Below are 24,391 nucleotides of genomic sequence, written 5' to 3'. Positions count from 1 at the left end.
GGTCAGCGCGGGTCGACACCCGTGACGGCGGGCGCGGTGGTGGCCGCTCCGATCACCGCGTGGAGCATCTCGCGGAGCTGGGTGAGATGCTCGGCGTCCATCCGGAGCTCGTTCATGACCCGGTGCGGGATGGCCTCCGCCTGGGTGCGGAGCTCACGGCCGGCGGTGGTGAGCGAGACGTCGAGGACGCGCTCGTCGAGTCGGCTGCGGTCGCGTCGGACGAGCCCGGCGGTCTCGAGGCGCTTGAGGAGCGGGGACAACGTCGCCGGCTCGAGCTGCAGCGCTCCGCCGAGGTCCTTGACCGAGCGCGGGCTGTGCTGCCAGAGGGCGAGCATCACGAGGTACTGCGGATGGGTGAGACCGAGCGGTTCGAGGATCGGCCTGTAGAGCGAGATGACGCTGCGCGACGCGACGGCGAGCGCGAAGCAGACCTGGTTCTCGAGCTGGAGCAGGTCATCGGCCGTGGCGACGGTGGTGGATTCGTTGGCGGTCACGGTCCCATCGTACCCAAATGATTAGTACACTCATCAATATGAGCGAGAAACGATCCTTCCGGGAGTCCGTGCGCGAGGCCGGTGGTCTGTACGGCTGGGTGAACGGCCGCATGTGGAAGGTGCTCGGTCCGCCGCCCCTCGGTCCCTACAACGAGGAGCCGTTGCCGCCGGCCGCGCAGTCGGGGTGCCCGATCTGCGGCCACGCCATGTCCGAGCACATCGTCGACCGCACGACCGGCCCGCGCACGCAGCTGCACTGCCCGAAGGCGCCGGCCGCCTGAGGGCGGTCTCCATCCCGGGTGGCAGGACGTCATCCTCCAGGTGCATGCGGGCTTCCGCCACGCCTGCTGAACTGGTGATATGCCTCAGGTCAACATTTCTTCCACGCCGCCGGTCCCGTCCACCGGCGACGCCACCTCGCGTCGCTGGCACCTCATCGACGCCCTCCGCGGGTTCGCACTCGTCGGCATCGTCTTCGTCAACGTCCCCGACATCACCCGGCTCGGTAGCGACATCCCGTTCGACCAGCGACAGTCCACGCTCATGGACACCGTGCTCGAGTTCGCGGTGCAGACGCGGTTCGTCCCCATCTTCGCCTTCCTCTTCGGGCTGAGCGCGATGCTCGTGATCCAGGGCGCCCGCCTTCGCGGCACCGGCGCGCTCGTCCCGATGCTGCTGCGTCTCGGAGCGTTGCTCCTGATCGGTGTCGCGCACGGGTTCCTCTACCCGGGCGAGATCCTCCGCGAGTACGCGATCTGCGGGATCCTCATGCTCCCCCTCATGCTGTGGTTGCCGCGCTGGGCGCTGCTCGGGTCCGGCGTCGTGCTCACGATCGCCGCCTACGCGCTCACGGGCGGTGGCCTCGCGACCCTGCCCGGACTGTTCCTCGCCGGTGCGGGGGCGGCGGCGTACGGCTTGCCGAAGGTGCTCGACGCCGGGCGGCGGCCCGTGTGGATCACCTTCCTCGTGGCGGCGGCCCTCGCCGTCCCGGCCGTCGTCTGGCAGACCACCGAACCCGGCGACCCACGGTTCACGACCGCCGGAGGGATCGCGGGCGGGATCCTCGCCGTCGTGTACGTCACCGGATTCGCGCTGCTCTGGCAGACGCCGGTGCGTCGGGTGCTCGCGGCCGTCTTCGAACCTCTCGGTCGCATGGCCCTCACCAACTACCTCGCCGCGAGCGCCGTGTTCGCGGTCGTCGGGCTGGTCGTCCCCTTCCGGGAGATCGACGACCTGGCCGCGGTGAGCGTCGCAGCGGTCGCGCTCATCGCGGTGCAGTCGGTACTCAGCCGCCTCTGGCTGCGACACTTCCGCTACGGGCCGGTCGAGTGGGTCTGGCGGATGGCCACCTGGCGTCGCGCCGTCCCGCTGCGGGGTGCTGCGCTGCCGGCCGCCTGAGCACTGAGTCGCCCCAAACTGCGAGCTTTCTGCTCGGATTCGTGCAGTTCCGGGCGACTCAGCGGGGCGGGAGTGAGGCGGCGGCGACTGCGACCGCGTCGGCCGGTTCGCGTCCGAGCAGGGTGCGGAGGTCGTCGCCCGTGCCGTCGAGGAATCCGTGCCGGACGCCGGTGAAGATCGACATGAGCATGGCGGGCTGGAACGGCTTGAGCGCGGCCTCAGTCAGTGCCTCCCGTTGCTCGGCGAGGGAGACGGTTTGGATTGGGACGCCCAGTCGATCGGCCACCTGTGCGGCCGTGATCGGTTCGCCGACGAGGTCGTAGCGGCGACCGACGTGGTCCGACGGTGACATCGCGACGACGGCTGCGGCCTCGGCGAGGTCGGCTCGCGCGACGGCGGCGAGCGCGCCGTCGCCGAACGCCGAACCGAGCGAGTCCCCCGACCACGCCAGGAGCGACCCGAACAGCTCGGCGTACAGGCCGTTCCGCAGGATCGTCCAGGACAGGCTGCTGTGCTGCAGTCGACGCTCGGTCCACCGGTGCGCGAGCGCGAACGCGAGGTGGTCTCCGGCCGAGGTGAGGCTCGTGTACACGACGTGCTGCACCCCGTCCCGCTCGGCCGCGGTGATCGCCGTCTCGTGTCGGGCGATCACGACGTCGTCCTCGGCTTCACCCGCCGACACGAGGACGAGCGTGTCGACCCCGACGAAGGAGACGGTGTCGGGGTCGTCGAAGTCGATCCGTCGCGCGCCGTCCTGACCGCTGCGATTGCTCGCGAGCGGTGCGGCCCCACGGGTGGTGAGCGCATCGAGGATCGCGCTGCCGAGTTGGCCGGTGGTTCCGGTGACGAGGATCATTTCAGGGCCTTTCGGTGTTCGGACTGATGACTCGGACGAGTCTGCGTCCCCCGTTCCGGCCCCACAAGAAGGCACTTCCATGTCACTCACGCACACCGCGGTAACCGCCGACCTCGAACCCTGCGGCAAGGAGGACCACCCGGACTGCGGCATCCGGGACGTGCTCGACCGCATCGGCGACACGTGGTCGGTCCTCGTCGTCGTCGAACTCGCGTCGGGCGACCGCCGGTTCCGCGAGCTCCAGCGGGCGATCGACGGGATCTCCCAACGCATGCTGACGCTGACCCTGCGCCGACTCGAACGCGACGGCCTCGTCGACCGGACCGTGTACCCGACGGTGCCCGCGCAGGTGTCCTACGCCCTCACCTCGTCCGGTGCGGGGCTCTCCCACCTGATCAAGACGCTCGCCGACTGGTCGCTCGAGCAACGGCCGGTGATCGCGGCGTCGCGTTCGGCGTACGACGCCGCCCACCCGGGGCATGCCATCCGGTGAGCACTGTCGCGTGACGCCCGCGCGGAGTAGCGTCGGCGCATGGAGCATCCGATCGTGCATGATCCCGACGACCCGTTCGTCGAACGCGTCAGGCGGTTGTGCCTCGCCTATCCGGAGGCCGTCGAGACGTTCGGCCACGGACGCCCGCGGTTCAAGGCGGGCAAGCGCGTGTTCGTGACCGTCGGGTCGGAGATGCGCATCCCGCACAGCATCACGTTCACGCCGGCCGAGGAGGAGCGCGGCGCCTGGCTCGAGGACGACCGGTTCTGGTCGCCGAAGTACGACGGCCCGTCGGGCAAGCTCGCGTTCGACGCCGGTCTCGACGGCGACGACGGCCGCACGCTCGACGACGTCGACTGGGCACTCATCGCTGAGTTGATCGACACCTCGTACCGGCAGGTCGCCCTCCAGCGGCAGCTCCGGGCGCTGGACGCGCGCTGACCCGGGACGGGCCCGGTCGCGGCAGCATCTCGAAAGGGTCGTGCCAGACTGACGACCGGGGGAGCGTCATCGAGACGCATCGGAAGTGGGGAGCCATGAGCGACGGGGGCGCAGCCGGGACATCGCCTGAGCGCGATGACACCGAGGCCAGCGCCGCCGGATCCGTCCACGCGACCTCGACCGTGGCGACCTCGCCCGACCCCGACGACGCATCCGCGGATCCCCAGGATCCTGCCCGCCGGTCGCCCCGAGTCGCGTTCCTGATCGCGTATCTCATCCGCTCCGTCGACCTCGTCGTCTCGGCCGTCCTCATCATCGCCATCGGGGGCGTCGTCACGACGCTGTTCGACATCGTCGGCACCGCCATGCGCGTCGATCAGTCGACCGGGTCGTACGGCCCCGACGCGCCGCTCGTGCTCGGCGGGCCGTCGGGGGCGGAGCTCTGGTACCAGATGCTCGGCTCGCTCGGCGGGTGGATCCTCCTCGCTGTCGGCGTCATGCTCGTGATCGTCCAACCGGTGATGGAGGTCGTCCGTCGGAGGACCCCCTCGCGCGGGCTCGCCTACGTGAGCGGCCTGACGGCGGTCATGGTCGCCGGGATCGGCTTCGGTGTCCTGGTGGTCTTCGGGATACCGCCCGTGGGGTTGATCGCCAGCGGAGCCGCTGGTGGGCTGGTGAGCAATCTCGGATCAGCACTCGCGATACTCGTCTTCGGACTCGTCGTCTACGGAGCCCCCGTGCTGATCGTCGCCGCGCTCATCATGCTCCTCTCCTTCGCCATCGGCCGGCGACGGGTGCGGGTCGTCACTGCGGTGCTCGCCGGTCTCATCGTCGTCGCCGTCATCGTGGCGTCGACGGGCGCGTTCCGACCGCCGCCCGCGCGTGAGGTGGCGGCAGCGCAACGATCGGAAGCCGTGGACGGATTCACCCGCGCGCTCGCCGACATCGACGGGATCGCCGACATCGAGGTCGTCGGTCACGGTGCGACGGTGACGATGTCGCTCGATGCCGGCGTCGGGCAGGTGCTCGGCGCCGCCGACGCGGCGAAGCGTGCAGGTGAGGACCTCGAGGGGATCGCGATCGTCGTGATCCAGCGGGAGGCCGACCCGACCTCGCTCGCCCAGCAACAGGACCCACCACGGGGACCGTGGCGGGTGCAGCTCGTGCCGAGCGATCAGAGCATCGACGAGATCGCCGACGAACTGCAGCGGCTGATGCTGACGGAGCGGCTGCAGGTGTCGATCGCCGTCACGGAGGGGGCACCGCTCATCACCGTCTTCTCCATGGACGCTCTTCCCGCGGCGGTCCGGGAACTCCGTGGGATCTACCCGGACGGCGCGCATTACCGTGTGCCGGAACGCTTCTCCATGGCGGACGACCCGGCCGAGCTGAGCGTGCCGATGGTCGACGCCATCCTCGCCGTCGTCGAGGCCTACCCCGGCGTCGAGATCGAGGTGACGACGCAACCGAAGCTCTGGATCACCGACGTGACGCCGGAGCAGGGTGCTGCGATCGTCGCCATCCTGCAGGACCCGGCGCTCGCCGGAACGAGCCCGTCCGGCTATCCGGTCGACTACTCGATCAACAGCTCCGGTTCCGGCCAGGACGTCGAGGGCACCTTCGGCTGAGCCTCTGCCGGTAGCGTGAGGGGATGACCGCCGCTCAGCCCTCCCGCCTCCAGTTCGGTGCCTTCGTGATGAACACGGGCTCCCACATGCAGCACGGTCTCTGGCGCCACCCGGACGCGAAACAGCACACCTTCGACGACGTGAACCTCTGGGTCGACCTCGCGAAGACGCTCGAGCGGGGCCGATTCGACACGATCTTCTTCGCCGACGTCGTCGGGGTCTACGGCGGTGCCGGGGCGTCCTTCGACGTGAACGCCCGCGAGGGCATGCAGTTGCCGAGCAACGACCCGTCGATGCTGCTGTCGGCGTTGGCGATCAGCACCGAGCACCTCGGCCTCGCGTTCACCTCGTCGATCCTGCAGGAGCACCCGTTCACCTTCGCCCGGAAGATCTCGACGATCGACCATGCGTCCGGTGGGCGGGTCGGCTGGAACATCGTCACGAGCTTCCTCGAGAACGCGGCGCGCAACTACGGGCTCGACCGCCTCGTCGAGCACGACGAGCGGTACGCGTGGGCCGAGGAGTACGTGGCGGTCGTCGGCAAGCTCTGGGAGGGGTCGTGGGACGACGGCGCGCTCCTCGCCGACAAGGCCAGCGGCGTCTTCGCCGACCCTGCCAAGGTGCACCGGATCGACCACGTCGGCGAACGGTATCGCGTGGAGGGCCCGCACCTGTCGTCGCCGTCACCGCAGCGCTCGCCGCTCCTGTTCCAGGCCGGGTCGTCCGGCGCGGGGAAGGCGTTCGCCGCGAACTACGCCGAGGTGCAGTTCATGATGGCGCCCAGCATCGAGGCCGCTCGGGCGTCCGCGGAGTCGACGCGCGCGCTCGTCGCCGCGACCGGCCGCGACCCGCGCGACGTCAAGTTCTGGCAGGCGATGTCGTTCATCGTCGGCAGCACCGAGGAGGAGGCGAAGCGCATCGAGGCCGAGTACGACGAACTCCTGTCGGCCGACGCGTTCCTCGCGCACTCGAACCTCGGCACCGACCAGGCGACCGGCAAGCCGATCGACCCGGACACCCCGCTCAAGGACGTCGAGACCCAGGGCGGGCACAGCATGCTCGAGGCGCTGCAGGCCCTCTCGCCGGACCGCGAGCCGACCGTCCGCGACCTCGCCAAGCTCACCGCGAAGCTGCGGGGTCGCGTCGTCGGCACGCCGGAGCAGATCGCCGACCACCTGGCCGAGTGGCGCGCGGCCGGGATCGACGGGATCAACGTCGCCAACTGGATGATCCCGCACTCCTACGAGGTCTTCGTCGACGAGGTCATGCCGGTGCTGCAGGAGCGCGGTCTCGCCCAGCGGGAGTACGCGCCGGGCACGCTCCGCGAGAAGCTCTTCGGTGCGGAGTCCACCCTCCCGGAGACGCACCCGCTGCGCGCCTACCGCGGCGCCTTCGCCGACCGCTGACCCGCGCCCGCTCGGCAGCAGGACATCCGCCCGAGAGCAGGACGTTTCGACGCGGAATGTCCTGCTCTCGGGCGGATGTCCTGCGCTCGTGCCGCGGGGCTACTGCGGCTTGGCCGTGCCGACGGCCCAGACGAAGGGCGGCGGCGTGCCGTTGATGGACCAGTCGCCGACGATGCGCGTCTTGTAGATGACGGGGTTGTGCGACGCGACCGTGCGGGCGTTGCGCCAGTGGCGGTCGAGGGCGCTCGTGCGGCTGACGGCTGAGGCGCCGAGCGTGTTGAACAGCAGCGTCGCGGACCGTGGGACGAGCTCTGAGAGCACTACCTGCGCCTGGGCGGAACGGATCTCGGCCTCGATGTTCGCCTGCAGGTCATCCGCGGAATCCCGGTCGGCGGCGGTCTCCGACGCCCGCTCGATCGCCGCGGCGACCCCGAGCACGGTCTGCTTCGCGACGAACGCGATCGACGAGATCTCGCCGACCACCGCCTGGATCTGCCCGTCGTCCTTCACGAGTGGCGCGAGACCATGCGTGTAGACGCGGGTGCGGGCGCGGATCTGCTCCCCAGCGTCGCGCTCGACCGCCGCAGCGATCCCCGCGTGCACGGCGATGAGCACGTGCTGGTAGAGCGCGGTCTGGTAGCGGAACCGATCGGTGAAGGGGTGCAGCTGGTCGGCGTCGACGACCGCGTCCTCGAAGACGATCGTCCCCGTGCCGGTGAGCTGCTGCCCGAAGCCGTCCCAGTCGTCGGCGATCGTCACGCCCAGCTGGTTCGTGCGGACGAGCACGGTGACCTCGGTGTCGGGCTGGCCCTCGACGACGAGTCGCGCGGTCGCGTCCGTCCAGTCGGCGTAGATGCTGCCCGTCGTGTAGAACTTGCGGCCGTTCACGACGTAGCGGCCGTCGCGCTCGGTGACGACCGTTCCGGAGACGCCGAGTGCACCGGAGCCGACCTCGCTCCAGGCGTTGCCGACGATCTCACCGGCGACGAACCGCTCGAGCCAGGCGGTGCGTCGGTCGCTCGGGGCCGCGACCAGCTGGTCCTCGACGAGGGCGATGTGCCCACGGAAGATCTGCGGGAGGTTCGAGTCCGCCGCCGCGACCTCGATCAGGAGCTCGGTGAACTCCGGGAAGGTGAGTCCCGAACCGCCGAACTCGGCGGGGACCCGGAGCGCGCCGAAGCCGGCGGCGGCGAGCTTCCGCACCTCCTCCCGCGGGAGCCGGTGCTCGAGTTCGCGCTCCACGGCGCCGGCCTGGATCTCGGCGAACAGCGGCAGGAGCAGCTCCCGGGTGGCCGCGAAGCCGACCGGGCGGGCGGTGGTGGAGGTGGTGGTCATGGTGGAGTCCGTTCCTGGGTGGGCCCTTCGACAAGCTCAGGGACCGGTGGAGGTGCGCAGGGGCCGGTGGAGGTGCTCAGGGACCGATGGGCTGTCGGACCCTGAGCTGGGGTTCGGTCCCTGAGCCTGTCGAAGGGGGGAGTGGCGTGAAGGCCTAGGTGTAGAGCGAGATCGGCTGCAGCTCGCCGTTCAGGTGGTTCGCGCCGACTTCGAGCTTCTTGTAGTCGACCGGGTCGTGGAGGGAGTGCGTGCGCACGTTCCGCCAGAACAGGTCGAGCCCCACGGAGGCCTTCGCCGAGCTGGAGCCGGTGACCTCGAAGATGCGGTTCGCGACCTCGATGCCGAGCTCGGTGGAGACGACCTTGAGCTTGGCGATCTCGATGGCGATGGCGCCGCGGTCCTCCGCGGTCACCGCCGCTCCCCGCTCGATGATGCGGTCGAAGCGGGCGTTCGTGCGGTCGGCGAGCGCCTCGACGGCGGCGATCGACGACACGAACTCGCCGACGACGCGCTGGACGAACGGGTCGTCGCGGTAGGTCTCGGCGTGGCTGAGGAACCAGGCGTTCTTCCGCGCCCGGACGAGCTCGGTGCCCTGCGCGAGCGCGCCCTCCGCGATGCCCAGGTAGAGGTTGCCGAAGGCGAGCTGGATGCCGGGCGTCACGAGGGAGGAGAACGGTTCGTCGCCGACGGTGCCGAGGATGTCCGTCTGCTCGACGAGGACGTCCTCGAACCGCACGGAACCCGACGCGGAGAGCCGCTGGCCGAGCGCGTCCCAGTCGCCGAGGTAGGTGATGCCCGCGCGGTCGCGGTCGAGGACGAACTGGAAGATCGTGCCGTCGTGGTCGCCACCGCGGACGACCGCGTTGACGAGGATGACGTCGCCGGCCGAGGCGCCCGTCGAGAACCGCTTGAGTCCGTTGAGGCGGAACGTGTCGCCGTCCTGGGTGAGCGAGAGGTCGGGGTCCGTCGGGTTCACGGAGTCGCCCCAGATCCACCGGCCCTGCACGGTTTTGCGGTGCCACTCGGCCTGCGTGGCCGGGTCGGCGGTGAAGCCGATGTTGCCGGCGTTGATGTAGTGGTAGGCGAGCAGCTGGCCGATGGAGGCGTCGACGCGCGACAGGATGCGGACGACCCGGAAGGCGCTCTCCCAGTGTCCGCCACCCCCGCCGAACTCGGCGGGGTCGAGCAGGTTGACGAGGCCCGATTCGCGGAGGAGGTCGAGCTCGGTGGTGGGGTCGAGGTTCGCGCGGTCGCGTTCGAGGACGTCGACCGCGAGCTTGGTGGCGACCTCGGTGGCGACGGCGTCCCAGTGCGCGAGCTCGGCGTCGTCGGCGGTGCCGGACCAGTGCGTACGCCCTTCGGGGACCGGCTGCCCGGTCACTGAGCCTGTCGAAGTGCTGATCGTGTCGATGCTCATGCTGAGGCTCCTTCTGGGGCGTAGGCGTTGGTCTCGTCGGCGTTGTCGGTGTCGAAGAGGGAAGGCGCGGTGTCGTCGGCGGCGGACGGCTGCCCGACGTACGCACCGCGGTAGCGGTGGGCCGGGTGCCACTCGGGCACGACGGGAGAGCCGGTGCCGTTCAGGCGGCCGCGCAGCGTCCCCTCCGGGTACTCGTCCCAGACGCGGCCACGGCGACGCAGCTCGGGCACGAGCAGGTCGACGACGGCCTCGAAGGTGCCGGGCGTGATGACGTAGGCGAGGTTGAAGCCGTCGGTACCGGCGACGTCGATCCAGCGCTCGATCTCGTCGGCGACCGTCGCGGCGCTGCCGACGAACACGGGCCCGATGCCGCCGATGCCGATGTAGTGGGCGATGTCGCGCGGCGTCCACTCGCGCTCCGGATCGGCGAGCGTGAAGATCGCGAGCGCCGAGCGGGCGGCGTCGGTGTCGACGTACTTGAGCGGCTTGTCGGGGTCGAAGGAGGAGAGGTCGAGGCCGGACCAGCCGCCGTAGAGGGTGAGGGCGCCGTCGAGCGAGATGTACTGCTGGTACTCCTCGTACTTGGCCTGCGCCTCCTCGTCGGTCTCGGCGACGATCGCCGTGGCGAGGGTGAGGATCTTCACGCTGTCGCGCGGGCGTCCGAGGGCCTCGGCGCGTTCGCGGATGTCGTCGGTCGTCTTGCGGGTCAGCTCCGGGACGAGCCCGTTGATGAACACCGCCTCGCCGTGGGTGGCTGCGAACTGGCGACCGCGGGCCGAGGCGCCGGCCTGGAAGATGACCGGGGTGCGCTGCGGCGACGGTTCCGAGAGGTGGATGCCGGGCACCTGGAAGTGCTCGCCCCGGTGGTTGATCGGGTGCACCTTCGTGGGGTCGGTGTAGACGCCGTTCTCCCGGTCGATGACGACCGCGTCGTCCTCCCAGGAGCCCTCCCACAGTTTGTAGGTGACGTCGAGGAACTCCTCGCCGATGCCGTACCGGTCGTCGTGCTTGATCTGGGTGGTGAGCCCGAGGTTGCGGGCGGCGGAGTCGAGGTAGGAGGTGACGACGTTCCAGCCGACCCGACCCTTCGTGAAGTGGTCGAGCGTCGAGAAGCGGCGGGCGAGGGCGTAGGGCAGTTCGTAGGTGGAGGCGACGGTGACGCCGAAGCCGAGGTGCTCGGTCGCCTTCGCCATGGCCGACACCTGGATGATCGGGTCGCCGACGGGCAGTTGCGCCGAGTCGATGAGCGCGGGTGCGGAGGAGTGACGGTAGACGTCGTAGATGCCGACGACGTCCGCGATGAACAGGGCGTCGAAGGTGCCCCGCTCGAGGAGTCTGGCGAGGTCGATCCAGTAGTCGATGTCGTTGTAGCGGTGCGCCTGGTTGTCGGGGTGCTTCCACAGGCCGGGCGCCTGATGGGTCACGCAGCTCATGTCGAACGCGTTGAGGATGATGCGCTTGCTCACAGGGATACCACCGGGTCGTCTCGTCGAGGCTGGGTCCGACGGCGATCACGGCGCCGTCCAGCACGACGGTACTCGGGGGCTCGGGTGCTCGCGAGGTGCCCGAAACAGAGCGTCACATGGGCCGCGACGGGCCGCTTCCTCACGGTTCCTTCCCAGAGTTACTTTACCTTACGTAAGGTAAAGTAACTTCCATGAGACCCAGTGCACGGAACGAGATCCTCGACGCGGCCGTCCGCGTCGTCGACGCCTCCGGAGAGGCCGACATCACCTACGAGGCGGTGGCGCAGGAGGTCGGTCTGACGAAGGCCGGCCTGCGCTACCACTTCCCCTCACGGGACGCGATGATGATCGCGGTGATCGAGCACGTGGTCGCTCGCTGGCAGCGCGAGCTCGTGGAGGAGGTGGGGGCGCCGCTCGAGACGTCGACACTCGAGGAGCGTGTGCGGGCCTTCGTCGCCTTCGCCGGGGAGGGCGGGGCGAGCCAGGGCGAGTTCGTCGTCTTCGCCGAGGCGGTCAGGCGTCCCGAACTCGCCGCTCCCTGGCTCGAGTACCTCCGCACCTGGTTCGGGTTCGGTGAGGATACCGATTCGACCTCCCTCCTGCTCGTCTGGTTGGCGGCGAACGGCCTCTGGATCGCCGAGGCGACCGGCATCCTCGACGTCGGCCGCGACCAGCGCGCCGACCTCGTCTCGCGACTCCTGGCCCTCGCTGGAGGTGAAGCTCGATGAAGAAGTGGCTGATCCTCTCCGCCGCCATCCTGTTGGAGGTCACGGCGACCCTCTCGCTCCGTGGCTCGATCGAAGACCCACGGTGGGTGATCCTCGCGGTGGTCGGATACTCCGGTTCCTTCATCGCGCTCTCCCTGCTGCTCCGCATGGGGGTGCCGATCGGGGTGGTCTACGGGATCTGGGCGGCCGCCGGCGTCGCACTCACCGCGGTGCTCGCGTCGCTCGTGTTCGGCGAGCAGTTCACCTTCACGATCGGGCTCGGCATCGCGATCGTGATCGCCGGCGTCGTGCTCGTGGAGACGGGCCACGCGCCGGAGTCGCCGACGCCCGCCGCGACCAACGAGGAGGTCGGCGCATGACCTGGTTGCTCCTGGCCGGCGCCATCGTCACCGAGGTCGCCGCGACGCTCTCCCTGCGCGCCTCGGAAGGCCTGCGGAAGAAGCGGTGGATCGCTCCCGTCGCCGTGTTCTACGTGACCGCCTTCGGATTGCTGACCATCGCGCTCGCGAACGGCATGCCCGTCGGGATCGCCTACGGGATCTGGGCCGCCTGCGGGGTCGCGCTCACGGCCATCGGTGCGCGCGTGCTCTTCAAGGAGAAGCTGACGCCGAAGATGATCGTCGGTATCGGCCTGATCGCGGTCGGTGTCCTCGTCATCGAGCTCGGCTCCCAAGCGCACTGACCCGCGTTGATCGCGCCCGCGCGCGGCGGTGGGGACCGGTCCCCATTGAGCGTGCGGCGAGTCTGCGGCATCCTCGTCCTGAGTGATACCGCTCGTGACCGACAGCCTTGGGGGGCTCCTGTGGACAGCAACGTACTCGCGATCATCGCCATTCTCGTCCTGCTCGCCATCGTCGGGCTGGGGGTGTTGAAGGGACTCGGCCGCCGGAAGATTCGGGAGACGGCGACGAACCGTCGCGCCACCAAGGTGCCGGAGATGCTGCAGGAGTTCGGGCGCTCGGTCGTCCTCGGCACGGACCCCGCCGGTGCGACCGCGCTCATCGAGGGGCTGCCGAAGCGCAAGGCCAAGTCGTTGCGGCCTGGCGTGTGGGGCATCGACTACGTCGCCAAAGACGACGTCACGATCGAGGTCCAGCCGACGGGCGCAGGTTCCGAGGTGGTGGTGACGTCGCTCACCGAGTACCTCGGCTTCCCGCAGGGCCTCGACGGCTGGCAGCGCTTCGCCACGCAGCTGGAGGAGGCGGCGAAGGCGCAGGGCGTGCCGGTGCAGCGTGGTGCTCGGGCGTTCCAGTACCTGCCGGCACCCGCGAACACCCTCGACAAGGCGCGCTGGGTGCTCGCCAAGGTCGTCGCTCGCTGAGAGTCCCCGGTCCCTGAGAGTCCCCGGTCCCTGAGCTTCCCTCCGGTCCCTGAGCTTGTCGAAGGGCTGGGAGCCCTCTTCCGGTCCCTGAGCCCTCTTCCGGTCCCTGAGCTTGTCGAAGGGCTGGGTGTCTTCTTCCGGTCCCTGAGCTTGTCGAAGGGCTGGGTGTCTTCTTCCGGTCCCTGAGCTTGTCGAAGGGCTGGGAGCCCTCTTCTGGTCCCTGAGCCTCCCTCCGGTCCCTGAGCCCTGGTCCCTGAGCTTGTCGAAGGGCCCGCCGACCGCCCGCTCGCCTACAGGTTCCCGAGGTAGGCCAGTCGCTCGCCGCCGAGTTCGATCGCCAGCGCCCGCTGCCGCTTCACCCGCCGCCACCTCAGGATGAAGAACACCGTCCCGACAGCCGTGAGTACGAGGCTGACGCCGAGCATGATCGGCCCGGTCGCGCCGAGCTCCTCCGGGTCGACGGACAGGAGGGCGCCCGCGAGGACACCGACGCCGCCGATGCAGGTGCCGAAGTACGCCCCGGCCGCGAACAGGCGCGACGCGGGGATCGGGCCGAGGAAGTGCTGCAGGAGCACCGGCGGGAGTCCGCGGCGGCGTTGTTCCGGGCCGCGCCGGTCGAGCCACTCGAGGGAGAACCGCTGGGCGATGTGGATCTCGCGTGCCCGCGCGATGCCGCCGACGATCCACGCGACGAACGCCAGTAGCGCGGATCCGACGACCGCGACAGCGACGAGCGCGTTCGCGTCGGACGGCAGGAGGCGGTCGATGACCCCTTCCGCGATGGCCGCCCCGAAGATAGCCAGCAACCCGATGCCGGCGAGCCCGAGGAGGATCCGATCGCAGACCTTCCGGAGGGTGCGTGCGCCGACCGTCTCCGGAATCGGTTGCAGGTGGACGACGTCGTCGTCGTCCGCGAGCCAGGACCGCACCCGAGCCTGGTCCTATGGCGGAATCCACGACGGCAACTCGCGTCCGTCGTCCGGGTCGACAAGCGCGTCCTCCTGGCCGCCGCGATACCCATCCTGGCCGACGCGCTCCGCATCCCGATTGCCGAGCGCCCCATTCCGGTCACCGAGCTTGTCGAGGCGCACTCGGTCGACGATCTGCTCCGCGGCCAGCCGGGCCGGGTCGTCCGGTCGACGGAACCGATCGTCGTCCGTGTCGTCGTCGACCGCCGTCCCCGCGGCCTCGTCCGCGACGACCGACCCGTACTGCGGTGCAGGCGGCACGAGGGGAGTCGGGTTCAGAGCGTCAGGCGCCGCTGGAGCCACGTCCTGATGCGCGCGCACGACCTCCTCCACTGCGCCCTGTGCGGCCCGCATCGCCTCGTCCCGGATGCTCCGGCCGAGCGGCCCCGCGGCCTGGACCACCGCGTCGAGCAGCTTCACGTCGCCGGTGGACTCCACCACGGTGATGCAGTCGCCGATGAACCCGCGTCGGCCGATCATGACGTCCGAGCCCTTCCCGGCGAGGGAACGGGAGATGCGCTCTCGTCCGACGTCGAGCGGATCTTGACCGGTGTCATCGGGGATGCCGCTGCCGGCGATGAGCGCGACGAGTGGCACGAGGTCGGAGGTGGGGAGGCTCCGGAGCCACCCGCCATTCATGATGATCCGCGCGCGTGCGCCGGTGTCGGTCGTGAGTCGCAGGCTGAGGGCCGGCGTGGTGGCGGCTGGATTGCGGGTGAGGAGTTCACCGCTCACGATCGAGCGCATCGGGATCGTCTCGCCGCCGAGGAGCGCGGTCCCGCGGACGGTGTCGACGCCGACCGGGCGGAAGGTGGTCCGGAGGTAGGACAGGCAGATGCCGGCGGTGAGGAGGAAGCAGAACGGAATGGTGATGATCGGGGCGAGCGCGATGTCGAAGACGGAATCGATGATGCTCCCGAGGCCCCACCCGACGATCGTGGCGAGGATGCCCGACAGGATGACGATCAGGACGAGGTTCGCCCGGACGGGAGGTCGGCCGATCATGGTGAAGCCGTCGTTCGTCGGTCCTGGTGCTGCGCTCACGTCGTCCTCTCGGCAGGTGGTCGCATCGACTGTTCCATGTCGGTACCCGTCGTGTCGATGGGGAGGGCTCCTGTGGTCCCGGGCCGCACCCGCCCCCCTGAGCGGCCATCCGGGTCCCTGAGTGAACACGCCGGTCCCTGAGCCTGTCGAAGGGCCGCCCCTCCCGCTCCGGGACCTCGTCGCAGCACGATTCGCGTCTTCGGCTTCCGTGTTGTAGGCTCTACTTCGGCCTGCCGAGCCGAAGTTCTCTTCTCTCAGCAAGCAATGCGCCCGTAGCTCAACGGATAGAGCATCTGACTACGGATCAGAAGGTTGGGGGTTCGAATCCCTTCGGGCGCACGTTCTGAAAAGCGGTCCACTTCGGTGGGCCGCTTTTTTCGTCCCGCCTGACAGCAGGATATCGGCGCGAGAACCGGATGGAATCGCGGGAAATCTCCGGCTCTCGGGCGGTTGTCCTGTTCTCGTGCGGCGGCCACGCGCCGCTACGCCCGGCAGCTGTCCAGCGTGCCCGCGAGCGCCTGGCGGTCGGCGTCATCGACCGTGAGGTCGTACGCCATCAGCACGAGGACGAAGCGCGCCGCGTACTCGCAGTGCGACGCGGCCGCCGGCGGCATCCAATCGCCGGGGCCGGAGTCGGACTTCGACGAGTTCGTCGCGCCGTCGACGGCCTGCAGGTTGATCGGGTCGTTCGCGAACTGCTCGCGCTGCTCCTCCGTCCACGTGTTCCCGCCGTGACGCCAACCCCACGCGAGCGGGACGACGTGGTCGATCTGCACGAGCTGACTCGACCGCTCACCGCGCTGGAAGTCGATCGTCGTCCCCGTGTAGAGGTCGTGCAGCGCTCCGGTGAGGACGACGCAGTCGCGGGTCCCCGGCTTGAAGGTGACGTCGACGAGGTCGCGTGCCAGCACGTCGTTGCGGGTGTCGCAGCCGTTGCGGTCGATGTCGGCCCAGCGCTGACCGAACCGGTCCCGGTCGTAGCCGGTGGCGACCCGGGTCGCGGTGTCGACGTCGGCCAGCGCGTCTTCGACGGCGGTGGCCGAGACGACCAACTGCCCGGACGCGTCCACGACAGCGAAGCCGGCGGCCTCGAGCGATGCCCGCGCGCTCGGACTGACCGCCGCGGGCGTCGGTGCGAGCGACGTCGGCGCTGGTGACCCCGGCTCGCCGAACACGATCCCGCCGTCGAACTGCGTTGCGACGAGCACCACGACGGCTGCAAGGAGCGCGACGAGCAACGCCAAGGGAGTCTTCTTCATGCTGGGTGCTCTCCTCGGGGTCTGCTCCACCAGCGTAGAGGTGGGCGCCGACACGAAGTCGCCGGACGTCAGCCCCGGTAGACGTCGCTCCGATGGCCGAGCGTGATGACGACCACGAGGAGCACACCGTCATCGATCGTGTACACGATCCGATAGTTGCCCACCCTGACTCGGAAGCCGGGGCGCCCCTGCAACGCCGTGGCGCTCGGCGGGCGTGGATTCTCCCCGAGCAGAGCGATCGCGGCACGGATCCGCCGCTGGTCCTGAGGGTCGATCCTGCGGAGCGCCTTGATCGCGGCCGGCCGCAGCTCGATGTCGTATCGACTCATTCCCAGCCGAGGTCGGCCTTCGCCTGCGCCCACGGGATGCTGTCGCCCTCCTCGGCCATCGCCGCATCGAAGGCACGGGCGTCCTCGGCGTCTTCGAGCGCCTCCATCATCCGGTCGTACTGTTCGGGACTGATGATGACGGCCTCCGCGCGCCCGCGACGCTCCACGAAGACGGCTTCGGTGTGGGATCGCGCGATGAGCTCGGAGAACTTCGCGCGAGCTTCGGTGACGTTGATCCGGGACATGTCGCAAGTGTACGTTTTGGGCCTCCGTCTGTACATGTGGGATGACCGCAGCTTCGGACAACGGCCTCCGGGCTGCCGAGACAAGGTGTGCGGACGACCGAGCGTGCTCTCCACAGGGGTGCCCTTCGACAGGCTCAGGGACCGGACGTGTGCCGAGGAACGTGCGGGGGAGCGGGCCGGTCTCGGGATGGCAGCCCTTCGAAAGGCTCAGGGACCGGTGCCCTTCGACAAGCTCAGGGGTCGGCGGAGGTGGTCTCAGGGACCGGGCCCTTCGACAGGCTCAGGGGCCGGCGGAGGTGCGCTCGCCGACCGGCGGAGGTGTTCTCAGGGACCGGGGGACTGCCGCTCGCGGCAGGGGCGGGATAGGGTCGAGCAGACACAGGGTGCCACACAACGGGCGCCCGCGATCAAGGAGGATCACGTGTCAGGTAACAGAGCTGTCGCCTACAAAGCAGCGGGTGTCGTCGAGGTCATCGACATCGACTACCCCACCTTCGAACTCAAGGACGGACCGGGGGTGAACCCGGCCAACGTCGGCCGGAAAGTCCCCCACGGTGCCATCCTCAAGACCATCGCGACCAACATCTGCGGCTCCGACCAGCACATGGTCCGCGGCCGCACCACGGCACCGCCGAACCTCGTCCTCGGACACGAGATCACCGGTGAAGTCGTCGAGGTCGGACCGGACGTCGAGTTCATCAAGGTCGGCGACATCGTCTCGGTGCCCTTCAACATCGCCTGCGGTCGCTGTCGCAACTGCAAGGAGCGCAAGACCGGCATCTGCCTCAATGTGAACCCCGACCGCCCGGGCAGTGCCTACGGCTACGTCGACATGGGTGGCTGGGTCGGCGGCCAGGCCGAGTACGTGCTCGTGCCCTACGCCGACTGGAACCTCCTGAAGTTCCCGGACCGCGACCAGGCGCTCGAGAAGATCATGGACCTCACGATGCTCTCCGACATCTTCCCGACCGGCTTCCACGGTGCGGTGACGGCGGGTGTCGGCGTCGGCTCCACCGTCTACGTGGCAGGCGCGGGTCCCGTCGGCCTCGCCGCAGCGACCGGGGCCATGCTCCTCGGCGCCGCTGCAGTCATCGTCGGCGACATGAACGCCGACCGGCTGGCGCAGGCGCGGAGCTTCGGTTGCGAGACCGTCGACCTCACCAAGGGCGAGCCGGCGGAGCAGATCGAACAGATCCTCGGTGTCCCGGAGGTCGACTGCGCGGTCGACGCCGTCGGCTTCGAGGCTCGTGGCCACGGCGGTGACGCGGGTCATGAAGCCCCGGCGACCGTGCTCAACTCGCTCATGGACATCACGGCGGCCGGCGGCGCGCTCGGCATCCCCGGGCTCTATGTGACGGGTGACCCGGGCGGCATCGACGAGGCCGCGAAGAAGGGCGCGCTGTCGCTGAGTCTCGGCACCGGTTGGGCGAAGTCGCTGTCGTTCACCACCGGTCAGTGCCCGGTCATGAAGTACAACCACGGCCTGATGATGGCGATCCTGCACGACAAGGTCCACATCGCGAAGAACGTCAACGCCACCGCGATCACCCTCGAGGACGCCCCGCGCGGGTACGCCGAGTTCGATGCGGGGGCTGCGCAGAAGTTCGTCCTCAACCCGAACGGGTATCTGGACGCAACGTAGGCGGCACTGCGACATCACCGAGAGCGCCCGTTGCGTCGTCTGGAGAGCTTCAGGACGACGGAACGGGCGCTTTCGGCTGCCCGCCGACAGGCTCAGGGACGGGGCGACGGGGACGGATTCATCTCCTCACCAGGAGGTCCCGACTACTGAGTTTTCACCCAAACGCGTGCGGCGAGGCATCCGGTACGGCGTTGTCTGACGAACTGCTGAGTGAACCGTGAGATTCCCTCCTCTCGGTCCGTCTCTCCAATGACGCGGGAAACCGACGGGGCCATGGGGCCCGTCCCGCGACGAAGAGACCCCCACTCGCACAAGGACGACCATGCAACACTCCTTCCTCGCATCCGAATCAGATCCGGAGAGTGACTCCGACACCGGCCCGCTGCTCGGCAGCACGAGTAGCTCGGTGTCGACGGTTCCGATCCGCAAGGTCACGGTCAGCGGCGACGACCCGGCGGTCGCCCGGCAGAACTACGAGCGCGCCTACGACGGCAGCCGCTTCACCGTCACCCGCGGTTCCGAGCCGTTCTCGTTCCAGTGGGTGTCGATCGGCGACGACCGCGTCTCGCTCCGCACCGCGACGATGACCGGGCACGTCACCGGCGAGACCCCGGGCCTCACCGACTACGTGGTCTCGTGGGTCACGACCGGCGGCGGCTGGATCGTGCGTCGCGACGGCCAACGGATGGAGATCCCGCGCTCGCCGTTCGTCCTCCCGTTCCACCGGCCGTACACGGTGCACCTCACCCCGCATCGGCAGAACTCCGTGCTGTTCTCCGCACCGTACCTCGAGGACATCGCGACCGAGATCCACGCCGGCCCGAGTCAAGCGGTGTCCTTCGACCTCGAGGCGACGCCGACACCCGAGGCGATCGAGCGCTGGCGCGTGGCGCTGAACGCCTCCACCCCGGTGCTCACCGACGAGACGGCCCCTCCGCTGCTCCGCATGAACGCCCAGCGACCGCTCGCCCTCGCGCTGCTGCAGCTCGCACCGTGGGCGGTGGTCGACCTGCCGGAGCCGCTCCGCGAGCCCTCGATGGCGCGCACCCGCCTCGCGGTCGAATACCTGCACCACCACGCGGCGGAGCCCATCACGCCCGCCGACGCGGCGAAGGCGGCCGGGCTGCACACGAGGACGCTGCAGCTCCACTGCCGTCGCGAGCTCGGCATGTCGCCCACCGCCTACCTGCGCGACATCCGCCTCGACCGCACCCGGCGCGAGCTCGCCGACAGCTCGCCGCAGGAGACGACGGTCGGCGAGGTCGCGAAGCGGTGGGGGTTCGTCCACCTCGGCCGCTTCGCCTCCGCCTACCGGAACCGCTTCGGCGAGGGCCCGAGCCAGACCCTCCGCGCCTGATCGACGAGTCGCGAATATCCAGAAACTGAGTGCTTCGCGACGAAAACGAGATCGACCGTGAGGATCGGGCGTGACGCGCAGTCTCATAGATGTCGCCCGGAACACGGGCACCGCGACCGGACACCCGGACCGCGAAACCGCAGTACCAGCCACCGAAGGAGCAACACCATGTCGAACACCACCGACACCGCGAACCACGCCGCCACCACCTCCACGGGCAAGAACGTCATCGCCGATGGCGTCGTCCAGAAGGTCGCCGGCATCGCAGCCCGCGAGGTCCCGGGCGTGCACGACCTCGGCGGCGGAGCAGCTCGCGCCATCGGCGCCATCCGCAACGCCATCAACGCCCAGGACCGCGGTCAGGGCGTCTCGGTCGAGGTCGGCGAGAAGCAGGTCGCCGCTGACATCGTGATCGTCGCCGAGTACCCCGTCGACCTCCAGCGCGTCGCGGACGACGTCCGTCGCAGCGTCACCGATGCGATCTCGAACGTCGTCGGCATGGACGTCACCGAGGTCAACGTCACCGTCTCCGACGTCCACATCCCGTCGGACGACGACAACGACGCTGACGAGAGCCGCGTCCAGTGACCACGACCGATCGCGGCATCCTCGTCGGTGCCGTCCTGGCACTGGCTGCCGTCGCATTCGGGTTCTGGAGCATGATCCTCGTCGCGCTGTTCATGCTGATCGGATTCGGCATCGGACGCGTTCTCGAGGGCAAGCTCGACCTGCGCGGTGTCGCCGACGCGCTCCGCGGGCGGCGGTCGTCGTGACCGCGGCGGTGACGGCCGAACAGGCCGTGCATGGTCGCAACACGATCAGCTCCCGCGCCGTGCGTCGCGTCGTGTCTGCCGTCACCGCGGAGGAACTCGGTGTGCGGGCGTCGGAGGTCTCGGTCGAGCTCTCCGACGCCCAGGGTGCCCTCACGGTCACCGCGAGCACGCCCATCCACGTGTCGCCGCTCGGCGCCGGATCCCGGACCTCGGGAACCGTCCTCGAACGCCTGGCACGCGCACAGACCAGCATCCGTGAGCGGTGCCTGGACCTGACCGGGTCGACGATCGGACGCGTCGACCTCCACATCACGGGCGCGAAGCTCGAAGAACGAAGGAGGGTGTTGTGAGCACCCCAGCCCTGTACCGCCGCGCGGTGCGTCGCGAGACCCACTCGCCGCGGTCGACGCTTGCAATCACGATCGCGATCATCCTCGCGCTCGTGCTCGCCTGGCTCGGCACCGAATCGGTCCTGGCCGCGATCGGGCAGCCGGCGCTCCTCGTCGCACCGAAGGACATCGTCACCGCGGTGCTCACTGCCGCGACCGCACCGGCCCCGCTGCTCGTCGCCATCGGCGCGGTCGCGGCGATCATCGGCCTCGTGCTGATCGTCCTGTCGCTGGCCCCCGCCCGCCAAGGGCGTCGCGGGTCGATCGCCGATCGCACCGCGGCCGTCGTGGACGACCGCGTGATCGCGCAGTCGCTCGCCCGCGTCGCCTCGTACGCCGGTGACATCGACCCCTCGCAGGTGAGCGTCAGCGTCGGCGCCAGGAGCGCCCGCGTCGACGTCACGCCGACGAGCGGCCGACGCGTCGACCAGCGCGAGATCCAGCAGGCCGTGGACGCGGAGGTCGCGTCCTACGACTACCGGCCGGCGCTCCGCGCCAAGGTCCGCGTGAGCAGCAAGGGAACGGTTGCCTGATGAACTCCACGAATCGATTCCTCAACCGGTTCTTCATCTTCGTCGTGGGACTCGTCGTCCTCGCGGCCGGTGCGGCCCTGTCCGCGGGCGCGCTCCTGCCGGACGTGCAGCGGACGATCAGCGAGAACGCGGAGCGAGCCGTCGGACCGACGAACGACACCATCGACGCCCAGCCGTGGATCCTGTGGGTCGCGGCGGTCGTCGCCCTGCTGCTCATCCTCGTCATCCTCTGGTTCGTGTTCCGGCAGGGCCGCGGGCACACCGGAACGCTGCTGCAGGTCGACGAGCAGCGGACGAAGGACACCCCGACCGGTGGTCGCGTCCTGCTCGACGTGAAGGTCGCCGAGCAGGTCCTCGAGGAGGCGATCGGGCGCAACCCCGACGTGGTTGCCGTCGACGTCACCGGCTTCCGGATCCGCAAGCAGTCCACGCTGCGCCTCACCGCGCACGCTCGTCGCGGCGCCTCGCCCGTCCAACTGCGGCGCGACATCGAGGCGGCCATCCACGAGTGGGACAGCGTCCTCGGGACGTCCACCCCGGTGGTCATCCAGATCGTCAGCGGACTGCGCACGCGGCTCGCCAGCACCAACCGGGTCGTCTGACCCGACACCCCGCGGTGCCGTTGCGGCACCCGAACCGACAGCAGTAGGACCGATGCACCGCCGACGCGGTGCGAGGAGGATCGCATGAGCGACGACACGAAGCACCCGGACCAGCACCACATCCCCACCCCGGCCGAGGTCCGGGCTGAGCACCCGACGGTGCTCGTGCCCGCGCATCCCGATGACGAGGTCCGTCGCATCGAGTCGCACGACGGCGAGCACGCGGGTGGGACCGCGCCCGCTCCTGTGGTCGCGCCGGCGAACGGGGCTGTCGCTGGTCCGGAGGCCGCTGAACCGGCCGTGGCCGACTCGGTCTCCGCCGAGACGCCGACGGTGACAGTGACGGTGTCGGAGCCGGTGGCTTCGCCGGAACCCGCGGACGCTCCGGTGGTCGAGCTCGACTCCGGCCGGAGACGTGAGCAGGAGGCCGACGAGCTCGCCCAGGTCATCGCCTCGACGGCCGAGACGGTCCCCGGTGTGCACGCCCTCGGTTCCCCGACGGCCCGCGCCATCGACAGCGCCCGCACCCGCCTGCTCGGCCGCACCGCCGTCCCCGGCGTCAACGTCCTGGCCGACGACGACGTGCTGAACGTCGAGGTCTCACTGGTGGCCGAGTACCCGGCCAGCATCGACGAGGTCGCGGACACGGTCCGGGCCGACGTCGCGGCCGTGCTGGAGGCCCGCCACCCCGGACCGGTCGACATCGACATCACGGTCACCGACATCCACGGGCCGTTCGACCCGATCGAGCCCGATCCTGGGGAGGCGATCGACGACGCCACGGCCGCGATCGGTGACGCGACGTCGGCGGCTGGTGCTGTGATCGGCGATGCTGCGGAGGCCGCCGGAGATGCCCTCGGCACGGCGAAGGCTGCTGCATCGGACGCGGTGGACTCGGCGCGAGCCGGAGCGGACGACCTGGCCGACGCCGCTGGCGATGCGGTGGAGCAGCGGACCGGCCGGTCCGAGGGCGACGACGGCCGGTCGCTGGGGAACGAGCAGCCGGGCGTGGTCGCGGGTGCCGACGACGAGCTCACGGCCGACGGCGACGTCGCCGGTGAACCGATCGATGCGGTGGTGTCGGATTCCTCCGACGACGTGTCGGAGGAACTCGCCGAGGCCGCCCGCCAGCTGGCCACCGCGGCCGACTCGCTCGCGACCGTCGCTGACGAGGTGACGCACGGCGACTCGAACCTCGCCGGCGCCGAGCCCGTCGGGGCGGCTGACGCGATCCACGACGTTCCAGCGGAAGTGCCGGCCACCACCAGCCCGGATGCCGACCTTGTTTCGGACCCCGAGCAGAACGGCGGCGCCGCGGAGCCCGTCGACGGAACCCCGAGCGCACTCGAGCCCGCCGACGATGACACGCACGACCAGCCTGCCCCGAAGGTCGCTGATGTCGACGAGGTGGCGGACGCTCCCGCCGAGGCCACGGCCGTCCAAGCTGCGGCGCCGACGAAGGAGCAGTGACATGCCGCTCTTCAGTCGGACCACGTCGTACGGCGTCCGTCCGCGTCCGCGTGCAGTGTGGGCGGCCGCGATCACGGGAGTCGTCCTCCTCGTCCTGATCGTCGTCGGGGTGCTGATCCCGATCCTCGGGCTCATCGGTGCGGCCGACGGCGCGACGGTCGGTGCGCTCAACGTCCCGGTCGGTGGCATCGTGGTCGCGCTCCTCATCGGGTACGTCCTCGCGCTGCTGTTCCTGCTCGGGTGCGTCCGCAGCCGCAACGGCGCACTCTCCTGGGTGCTGGCCGTCGCGGCGGTGATCTCGGCGCTCCTCGTGTCGCTGTGGCCGCTGCTGGCGGTCGCCTTCGCGGGCGTCGACCAGGCATCGGACGTGGTGCCGTTCATCCAGGACCTCATCCGCCGGGTCACGGGCGGCTGAGCACAGGAGATCCGCCCGACAGCAGGAGGTCCTCCCTCAGGATCTCCTGCTGTCGCGCGGATCTCCTGTCGTCAGCTCAGGCGGCGGGTGAGATGGACGTCGACGGTGTCGCCGATGTCCTTGCCGAGACGCTTCCGCAGCTTCGCGCTGATGGACAGCATGTGACCACCGGAGCCGGTCGGCATGAGCCCGACGTTCGGGAGGTCGACACCGTCGACGGTCGCATCGACGCGGACGGATTTGCCGGTGCCGAAGAACTCGGCCGAGCCGGGCATCTCGACGCAGGACCAGACGTCGCCCTTCACGTCGACGCCGATCGGCGCGGTGAAGCAGTGATCGAGCTCGGTCGGTTCGATGGCCATCGGTGGTGCCCCTCGTCGGT

The 24,391-nt window shown here is 69.8% G+C and carries 30 protein-coding genes and 1 tRNA gene; 20 read left to right on the top strand and 11 right to left on the bottom strand.

The window, feature by feature from the left end:
* Positions 1–2: 2 nt before the first annotated feature.
* Positions 3–494 carry a MarR family winged helix-turn-helix transcriptional regulator gene (locus tag IFR14_RS18850; RefSeq protein ID WP_191941939.1) on the bottom strand — a complete coding sequence of 164 codons (492 nt, stop codon included), beginning with the start codon at positions 492–494 and terminating at the stop codon, positions 3–5.
* A 38-nt stretch (positions 495–532) separates the two neighbouring features.
* On the opposite strand from IFR14_RS18850, the gene IFR14_RS18845 reads away from it, so the two are divergent.
* Positions 533–775, top strand: a complete 243-nt coding sequence (locus IFR14_RS18845; protein ID WP_064296841.1) for a hypothetical protein — start codon at positions 533–535, stop codon at positions 773–775.
* Positions 776–854: 79 nt separating this feature from the next.
* Positions 855–1,892, top strand: coding sequence for a DUF418 domain-containing protein (locus IFR14_RS18840; RefSeq protein ID WP_191941938.1), 1,038 nt, complete (start codon positions 855–857; stop codon positions 1,890–1,892).
* A gap of 58 nt (positions 1,893–1,950) precedes the next feature.
* Here the strand turns inward: IFR14_RS18840 and IFR14_RS18835 are convergent, their stop codons facing one another.
* The gene (locus IFR14_RS18835) at positions 1,951–2,748 is read right to left on the bottom strand and encodes an NAD(P)H-binding protein (RefSeq protein WP_191941937.1); all 798 of its coding nucleotides are present in this window, start codon (positions 2,746–2,748) and stop codon (positions 1,951–1,953) included.
* Between the two features lie 79 nt (positions 2,749–2,827).
* On the opposite strand from IFR14_RS18835, the gene IFR14_RS18830 reads away from it, so the two are divergent.
* The 4 genes from IFR14_RS18830 (at position 2,828) to IFR14_RS18815 (ending at position 6,716) form a co-directional block, all read left to right on the top strand.
* Entirely contained in the window at positions 2,828–3,241 is a 414-nt protein-coding gene (locus IFR14_RS18830; RefSeq protein ID WP_191941936.1) for a winged helix-turn-helix transcriptional regulator, read from the top strand.
* 39 nt (positions 3,242–3,280) lie between these two features.
* Entirely contained in the window at positions 3,281–3,682 is a 402-nt protein-coding gene (locus IFR14_RS18825; protein ID WP_137244098.1) for an MmcQ/YjbR family DNA-binding protein, read from the top strand.
* 95 nt (positions 3,683–3,777) lie between these two features.
* Entirely contained in the window at positions 3,778–5,310 is a 1,533-nt protein-coding gene (locus tag IFR14_RS18820) for a hypothetical protein (protein WP_191941935.1), read from the top strand.
* A 23-nt stretch (positions 5,311–5,333) separates the two neighbouring features.
* Complete coding sequence (locus tag IFR14_RS18815) at positions 5,334–6,716, top strand: LLM class flavin-dependent oxidoreductase (RefSeq protein ID WP_191941934.1); 1,383 nt, start codon at positions 5,334–5,336, stop codon at positions 6,714–6,716.
* A 99-nt stretch (positions 6,717–6,815) separates the two neighbouring features.
* Here the strand turns inward: IFR14_RS18815 and IFR14_RS18810 are convergent, their stop codons facing one another.
* The 3 genes from IFR14_RS18810 to IFR14_RS18800 form a co-directional block, all read right to left on the bottom strand.
* Entirely contained in the window at positions 6,816–8,051 is a 1,236-nt protein-coding gene (locus tag IFR14_RS18810) for an acyl-CoA dehydrogenase family protein (protein ID WP_191941933.1), read from the bottom strand.
* Positions 8,052–8,205: 154 nt separating this feature from the next.
* Positions 8,206–9,468, bottom strand: a complete 1,263-nt coding sequence (locus tag IFR14_RS18805) for an acyl-CoA dehydrogenase family protein (protein WP_191941932.1) — start codon at positions 9,466–9,468, stop codon at positions 8,206–8,208.
* On the bottom strand, positions 9,465–10,934 hold the full coding sequence (locus IFR14_RS18800; RefSeq protein ID WP_191941931.1) for an NtaA/DmoA family FMN-dependent monooxygenase: 1,470 nt from the start codon (positions 10,932–10,934) through the stop codon (positions 9,465–9,467). Before IFR14_RS18800 ends, IFR14_RS18805 begins: the two co-directional genes overlap by 4 nt.
* Positions 10,935–11,125: 191 nt before the next feature.
* On the opposite strand from IFR14_RS18800, the gene IFR14_RS18795 reads away from it, so the two are divergent.
* The 4 genes from IFR14_RS18795 to IFR14_RS18780 all read left to right on the top strand — a co-directional run bounded on the left by IFR14_RS18795 (position 11,126) and on the right by IFR14_RS18780 (position 12,983).
* Positions 11,126–11,662 carry a TetR/AcrR family transcriptional regulator gene (locus IFR14_RS18795; protein WP_191941930.1) on the top strand — a complete coding sequence of 179 codons (537 nt, stop codon included), beginning with the start codon at positions 11,126–11,128 and terminating at the stop codon, positions 11,660–11,662.
* Positions 11,659–12,021, top strand: coding sequence for a DMT family transporter (locus IFR14_RS18790; RefSeq protein WP_191941929.1), 363 nt, complete (start codon positions 11,659–11,661; stop codon positions 12,019–12,021). Before IFR14_RS18795 ends, IFR14_RS18790 begins: the two co-directional genes overlap by 4 nt.
* Positions 12,018–12,344: a DMT family transporter gene (locus IFR14_RS18785; RefSeq protein ID WP_071260538.1), complete on the top strand. Its 327-nt coding sequence runs from the start codon at positions 12,018–12,020 to the stop codon at positions 12,342–12,344. Before IFR14_RS18790 ends, IFR14_RS18785 begins: the two co-directional genes overlap by 4 nt.
* Before the next feature lie 120 nt (positions 12,345–12,464).
* Entirely contained in the window at positions 12,465–12,983 is a 519-nt protein-coding gene (locus tag IFR14_RS18780; RefSeq protein WP_191941928.1) for a hypothetical protein, read from the top strand.
* Positions 12,984–13,273: 290 nt separating this feature from the next.
* Here IFR14_RS18780 and IFR14_RS18775 read toward each other — a convergent pair whose 3' ends face one another.
* Both IFR14_RS18775 and IFR14_RS18770 read right to left on the bottom strand, forming a co-directional pair.
* Entirely contained in the window at positions 13,274–13,912 is a 639-nt protein-coding gene (locus tag IFR14_RS18775) for a hypothetical protein (protein WP_191941927.1), read from the bottom strand.
* 12 nt (positions 13,913–13,924) lie between these two features.
* Complete coding sequence (locus IFR14_RS18770; RefSeq protein WP_191941926.1) at positions 13,925–14,995, bottom strand: hypothetical protein; 1,071 nt, start codon at positions 14,993–14,995, stop codon at positions 13,925–13,927.
* A 266-nt stretch (positions 14,996–15,261) separates the two neighbouring features.
* On the opposite strand from IFR14_RS18770, the gene IFR14_RS18765 reads away from it, so the two are divergent.
* Positions 15,262–15,334: transfer RNA gene (locus tag IFR14_RS18765), tRNA-Arg, on the top strand.
* A gap of 143 nt (positions 15,335–15,477) precedes the next feature.
* On the opposite strand, the gene IFR14_RS18760 is transcribed toward IFR14_RS18765, so the two are convergent.
* The 3 genes from IFR14_RS18760 to IFR14_RS18750 form a co-directional block, all read right to left on the bottom strand.
* Positions 15,478–16,254, bottom strand: a complete 777-nt coding sequence (locus tag IFR14_RS18760) for an HNH endonuclease family protein (RefSeq protein WP_191941925.1) — start codon at positions 16,252–16,254, stop codon at positions 15,478–15,480.
* A gap of 68 nt (positions 16,255–16,322) precedes the next feature.
* Positions 16,323–16,583: a type II toxin-antitoxin system RelE family toxin gene (locus IFR14_RS18755; RefSeq protein ID WP_191941924.1), complete on the bottom strand. Its 261-nt coding sequence runs from the start codon at positions 16,581–16,583 to the stop codon at positions 16,323–16,325.
* Positions 16,580–16,828 (bottom strand): type II toxin-antitoxin system Phd/YefM family antitoxin, encoded by a 249-nt coding sequence (locus IFR14_RS18750; protein ID WP_064296825.1) that lies wholly within the window; start codon positions 16,826–16,828, stop codon positions 16,580–16,582. Before IFR14_RS18750 ends, IFR14_RS18755 begins: the two co-directional genes overlap by 4 nt.
* Before the next feature lie 421 nt (positions 16,829–17,249).
* Here IFR14_RS18750 and fdhA point away from each other — a divergent pair, with 421 nt between their 5' ends.
* From fdhA to IFR14_RS18705, 9 genes are all read left to right on the top strand, one after another.
* Complete coding sequence (gene fdhA, locus IFR14_RS18745) at positions 17,250–18,470, top strand: formaldehyde dehydrogenase, glutathione-independent (protein ID WP_191941923.1); 1,221 nt, start codon at positions 17,250–17,252, stop codon at positions 18,468–18,470.
* A 322-nt stretch (positions 18,471–18,792) separates the two neighbouring features.
* The gene (locus tag IFR14_RS18740) at positions 18,793–19,827 is read left to right on the top strand and encodes a helix-turn-helix transcriptional regulator (protein ID WP_191941922.1); all 1,035 of its coding nucleotides are present in this window, start codon (positions 18,793–18,795) and stop codon (positions 19,825–19,827) included.
* Positions 19,828–19,995: 168 nt separating this feature from the next.
* Entirely contained in the window at positions 19,996–20,415 is a 420-nt protein-coding gene (locus IFR14_RS18735; RefSeq protein WP_079706516.1) for an Asp23/Gls24 family envelope stress response protein, read from the top strand.
* Entirely contained in the window at positions 20,412–20,600 is a 189-nt protein-coding gene (locus tag IFR14_RS18730) for a DUF2273 domain-containing protein (protein WP_064296821.1), read from the top strand. The genes IFR14_RS18735 and IFR14_RS18730 overlap by 4 nt, the downstream gene beginning before the upstream one ends.
* The gene (locus IFR14_RS18725; protein ID WP_064296820.1) at positions 20,597–20,950 is read left to right on the top strand and encodes a hypothetical protein; all 354 of its coding nucleotides are present in this window, start codon (positions 20,597–20,599) and stop codon (positions 20,948–20,950) included. Before IFR14_RS18730 ends, IFR14_RS18725 begins: the two co-directional genes overlap by 4 nt.
* Entirely contained in the window at positions 20,947–21,522 is a 576-nt protein-coding gene (locus tag IFR14_RS18720) for a DUF6286 domain-containing protein (protein ID WP_124767524.1), read from the top strand. The genes IFR14_RS18725 and IFR14_RS18720 overlap by 4 nt, the downstream gene beginning before the upstream one ends.
* Positions 21,522–22,124 (top strand): hypothetical protein, encoded by a 603-nt coding sequence (locus IFR14_RS18715; protein ID WP_124767523.1) that lies wholly within the window; start codon positions 21,522–21,524, stop codon positions 22,122–22,124. The genes IFR14_RS18720 and IFR14_RS18715 overlap by 1 nt, the downstream gene beginning before the upstream one ends.
* Positions 22,125–22,208: 84 nt before the next feature.
* On the top strand, positions 22,209–23,594 hold the full coding sequence (locus IFR14_RS18710) for an Asp23/Gls24 family envelope stress response protein (RefSeq protein WP_191941921.1): 1,386 nt from the start codon (positions 22,209–22,211) through the stop codon (positions 23,592–23,594).
* A 1-nt stretch (position 23,595) separates the two neighbouring features.
* Positions 23,596–24,009, top strand: coding sequence for a hypothetical protein (locus IFR14_RS18705; protein ID WP_159875964.1), 414 nt, complete (start codon positions 23,596–23,598; stop codon positions 24,007–24,009).
* Between the two features lie 71 nt (positions 24,010–24,080).
* Here the strand turns inward: IFR14_RS18705 and IFR14_RS18700 are convergent, their stop codons facing one another.
* Entirely contained in the window at positions 24,081–24,371 is a 291-nt protein-coding gene (locus IFR14_RS18700) for a DUF1905 domain-containing protein (RefSeq protein WP_124767520.1), read from the bottom strand.
* Positions 24,372–24,391 lie beyond the last annotated feature (20 nt).

The organism is Plantibacter sp. CFBP 8775, assembly GCF_014839505.1.
Taxonomy (GTDB): Bacteria; Actinomycetota; Actinomycetes; order Actinomycetales; family Microbacteriaceae; genus Plantibacter; species Plantibacter auratus.
This window is presented reverse-complemented; position numbering and strand designations above follow the sequence as displayed.

Excerpts from the sequence above, each read along its gene's own strand:
- IFR14_RS18845 (WP_064296841.1), top strand. The coding sequence starts at position 533 with ATGAGCGAGAAACGATCCTTCCGGGAGTCCGTGCGCGAGGCCGGTGGT.
- IFR14_RS18840 (WP_191941938.1), top strand. The coding sequence starts at position 855 with ATGCCTCAGGTCAACATTTCTTCCACGCCGCCGGTCCCGTCCACCGGC.
- IFR14_RS18835 (WP_191941937.1), bottom strand. The coding sequence starts at position 2,748 with ATGATCCTCGTCACCGGAACCACCGGCCAACTCGGCAGCGCGATCCTC.
- IFR14_RS18830 (WP_191941936.1), top strand. The coding sequence starts at position 2,828 with ATGTCACTCACGCACACCGCGGTAACCGCCGACCTCGAACCCTGCGGC.
- IFR14_RS18825 (WP_137244098.1), top strand. The coding sequence starts at position 3,281 with ATGGAGCATCCGATCGTGCATGATCCCGACGACCCGTTCGTCGAACGC.
- IFR14_RS18820 (WP_191941935.1), top strand. The coding sequence starts at position 3,778 with ATGAGCGACGGGGGCGCAGCCGGGACATCGCCTGAGCGCGATGACACC.
- IFR14_RS18815 (WP_191941934.1), top strand. The coding sequence starts at position 5,334 with ATGACCGCCGCTCAGCCCTCCCGCCTCCAGTTCGGTGCCTTCGTGATG.
- IFR14_RS18810 (WP_191941933.1), bottom strand. The coding sequence starts at position 8,051 with ATGACCACCACCTCCACCACCGCCCGCCCGGTCGGCTTCGCGGCCACC.
- IFR14_RS18805 (WP_191941932.1), bottom strand. The coding sequence starts at position 9,468 with ATGAGCATCGACACGATCAGCACTTCGACAGGCTCAGTGACCGGGCAG.
- IFR14_RS18795 (WP_191941930.1), top strand. The coding sequence starts at position 11,126 with ATGAGACCCAGTGCACGGAACGAGATCCTCGACGCGGCCGTCCGCGTC.
- IFR14_RS18790 (WP_191941929.1), top strand. The coding sequence starts at position 11,659 with ATGAAGAAGTGGCTGATCCTCTCCGCCGCCATCCTGTTGGAGGTCACG.
- IFR14_RS18785 (WP_071260538.1), top strand. The coding sequence starts at position 12,018 with ATGACCTGGTTGCTCCTGGCCGGCGCCATCGTCACCGAGGTCGCCGCG.
- IFR14_RS18760 (WP_191941925.1), bottom strand. The coding sequence starts at position 16,254 with ATGAAGAAGACTCCCTTGGCGTTGCTCGTCGCGCTCCTTGCAGCCGTC.
- IFR14_RS18755 (WP_191941924.1), bottom strand. The coding sequence starts at position 16,583 with ATGAGTCGATACGACATCGAGCTGCGGCCGGCCGCGATCAAGGCGCTC.
- IFR14_RS18750 (WP_064296825.1), bottom strand. The coding sequence starts at position 16,828 with ATGTCCCGGATCAACGTCACCGAAGCTCGCGCGAAGTTCTCCGAGCTC.
- IFR14_RS18740 (WP_191941922.1), top strand. The coding sequence starts at position 18,793 with ATGCAACACTCCTTCCTCGCATCCGAATCAGATCCGGAGAGTGACTCC.
- IFR14_RS18735 (WP_079706516.1), top strand. The coding sequence starts at position 19,996 with ATGTCGAACACCACCGACACCGCGAACCACGCCGCCACCACCTCCACG.
- IFR14_RS18715 (WP_124767523.1), top strand. The coding sequence starts at position 21,522 with ATGAACTCCACGAATCGATTCCTCAACCGGTTCTTCATCTTCGTCGTG.
- IFR14_RS18710 (WP_191941921.1), top strand. The coding sequence starts at position 22,209 with ATGAGCGACGACACGAAGCACCCGGACCAGCACCACATCCCCACCCCG.
- IFR14_RS18705 (WP_159875964.1), top strand. The coding sequence starts at position 23,596 with ATGCCGCTCTTCAGTCGGACCACGTCGTACGGCGTCCGTCCGCGTCCG.
- IFR14_RS18700 (WP_124767520.1), bottom strand. The coding sequence starts at position 24,371 with ATGGCCATCGAACCGACCGAGCTCGATCACTGCTTCACCGCGCCGATC.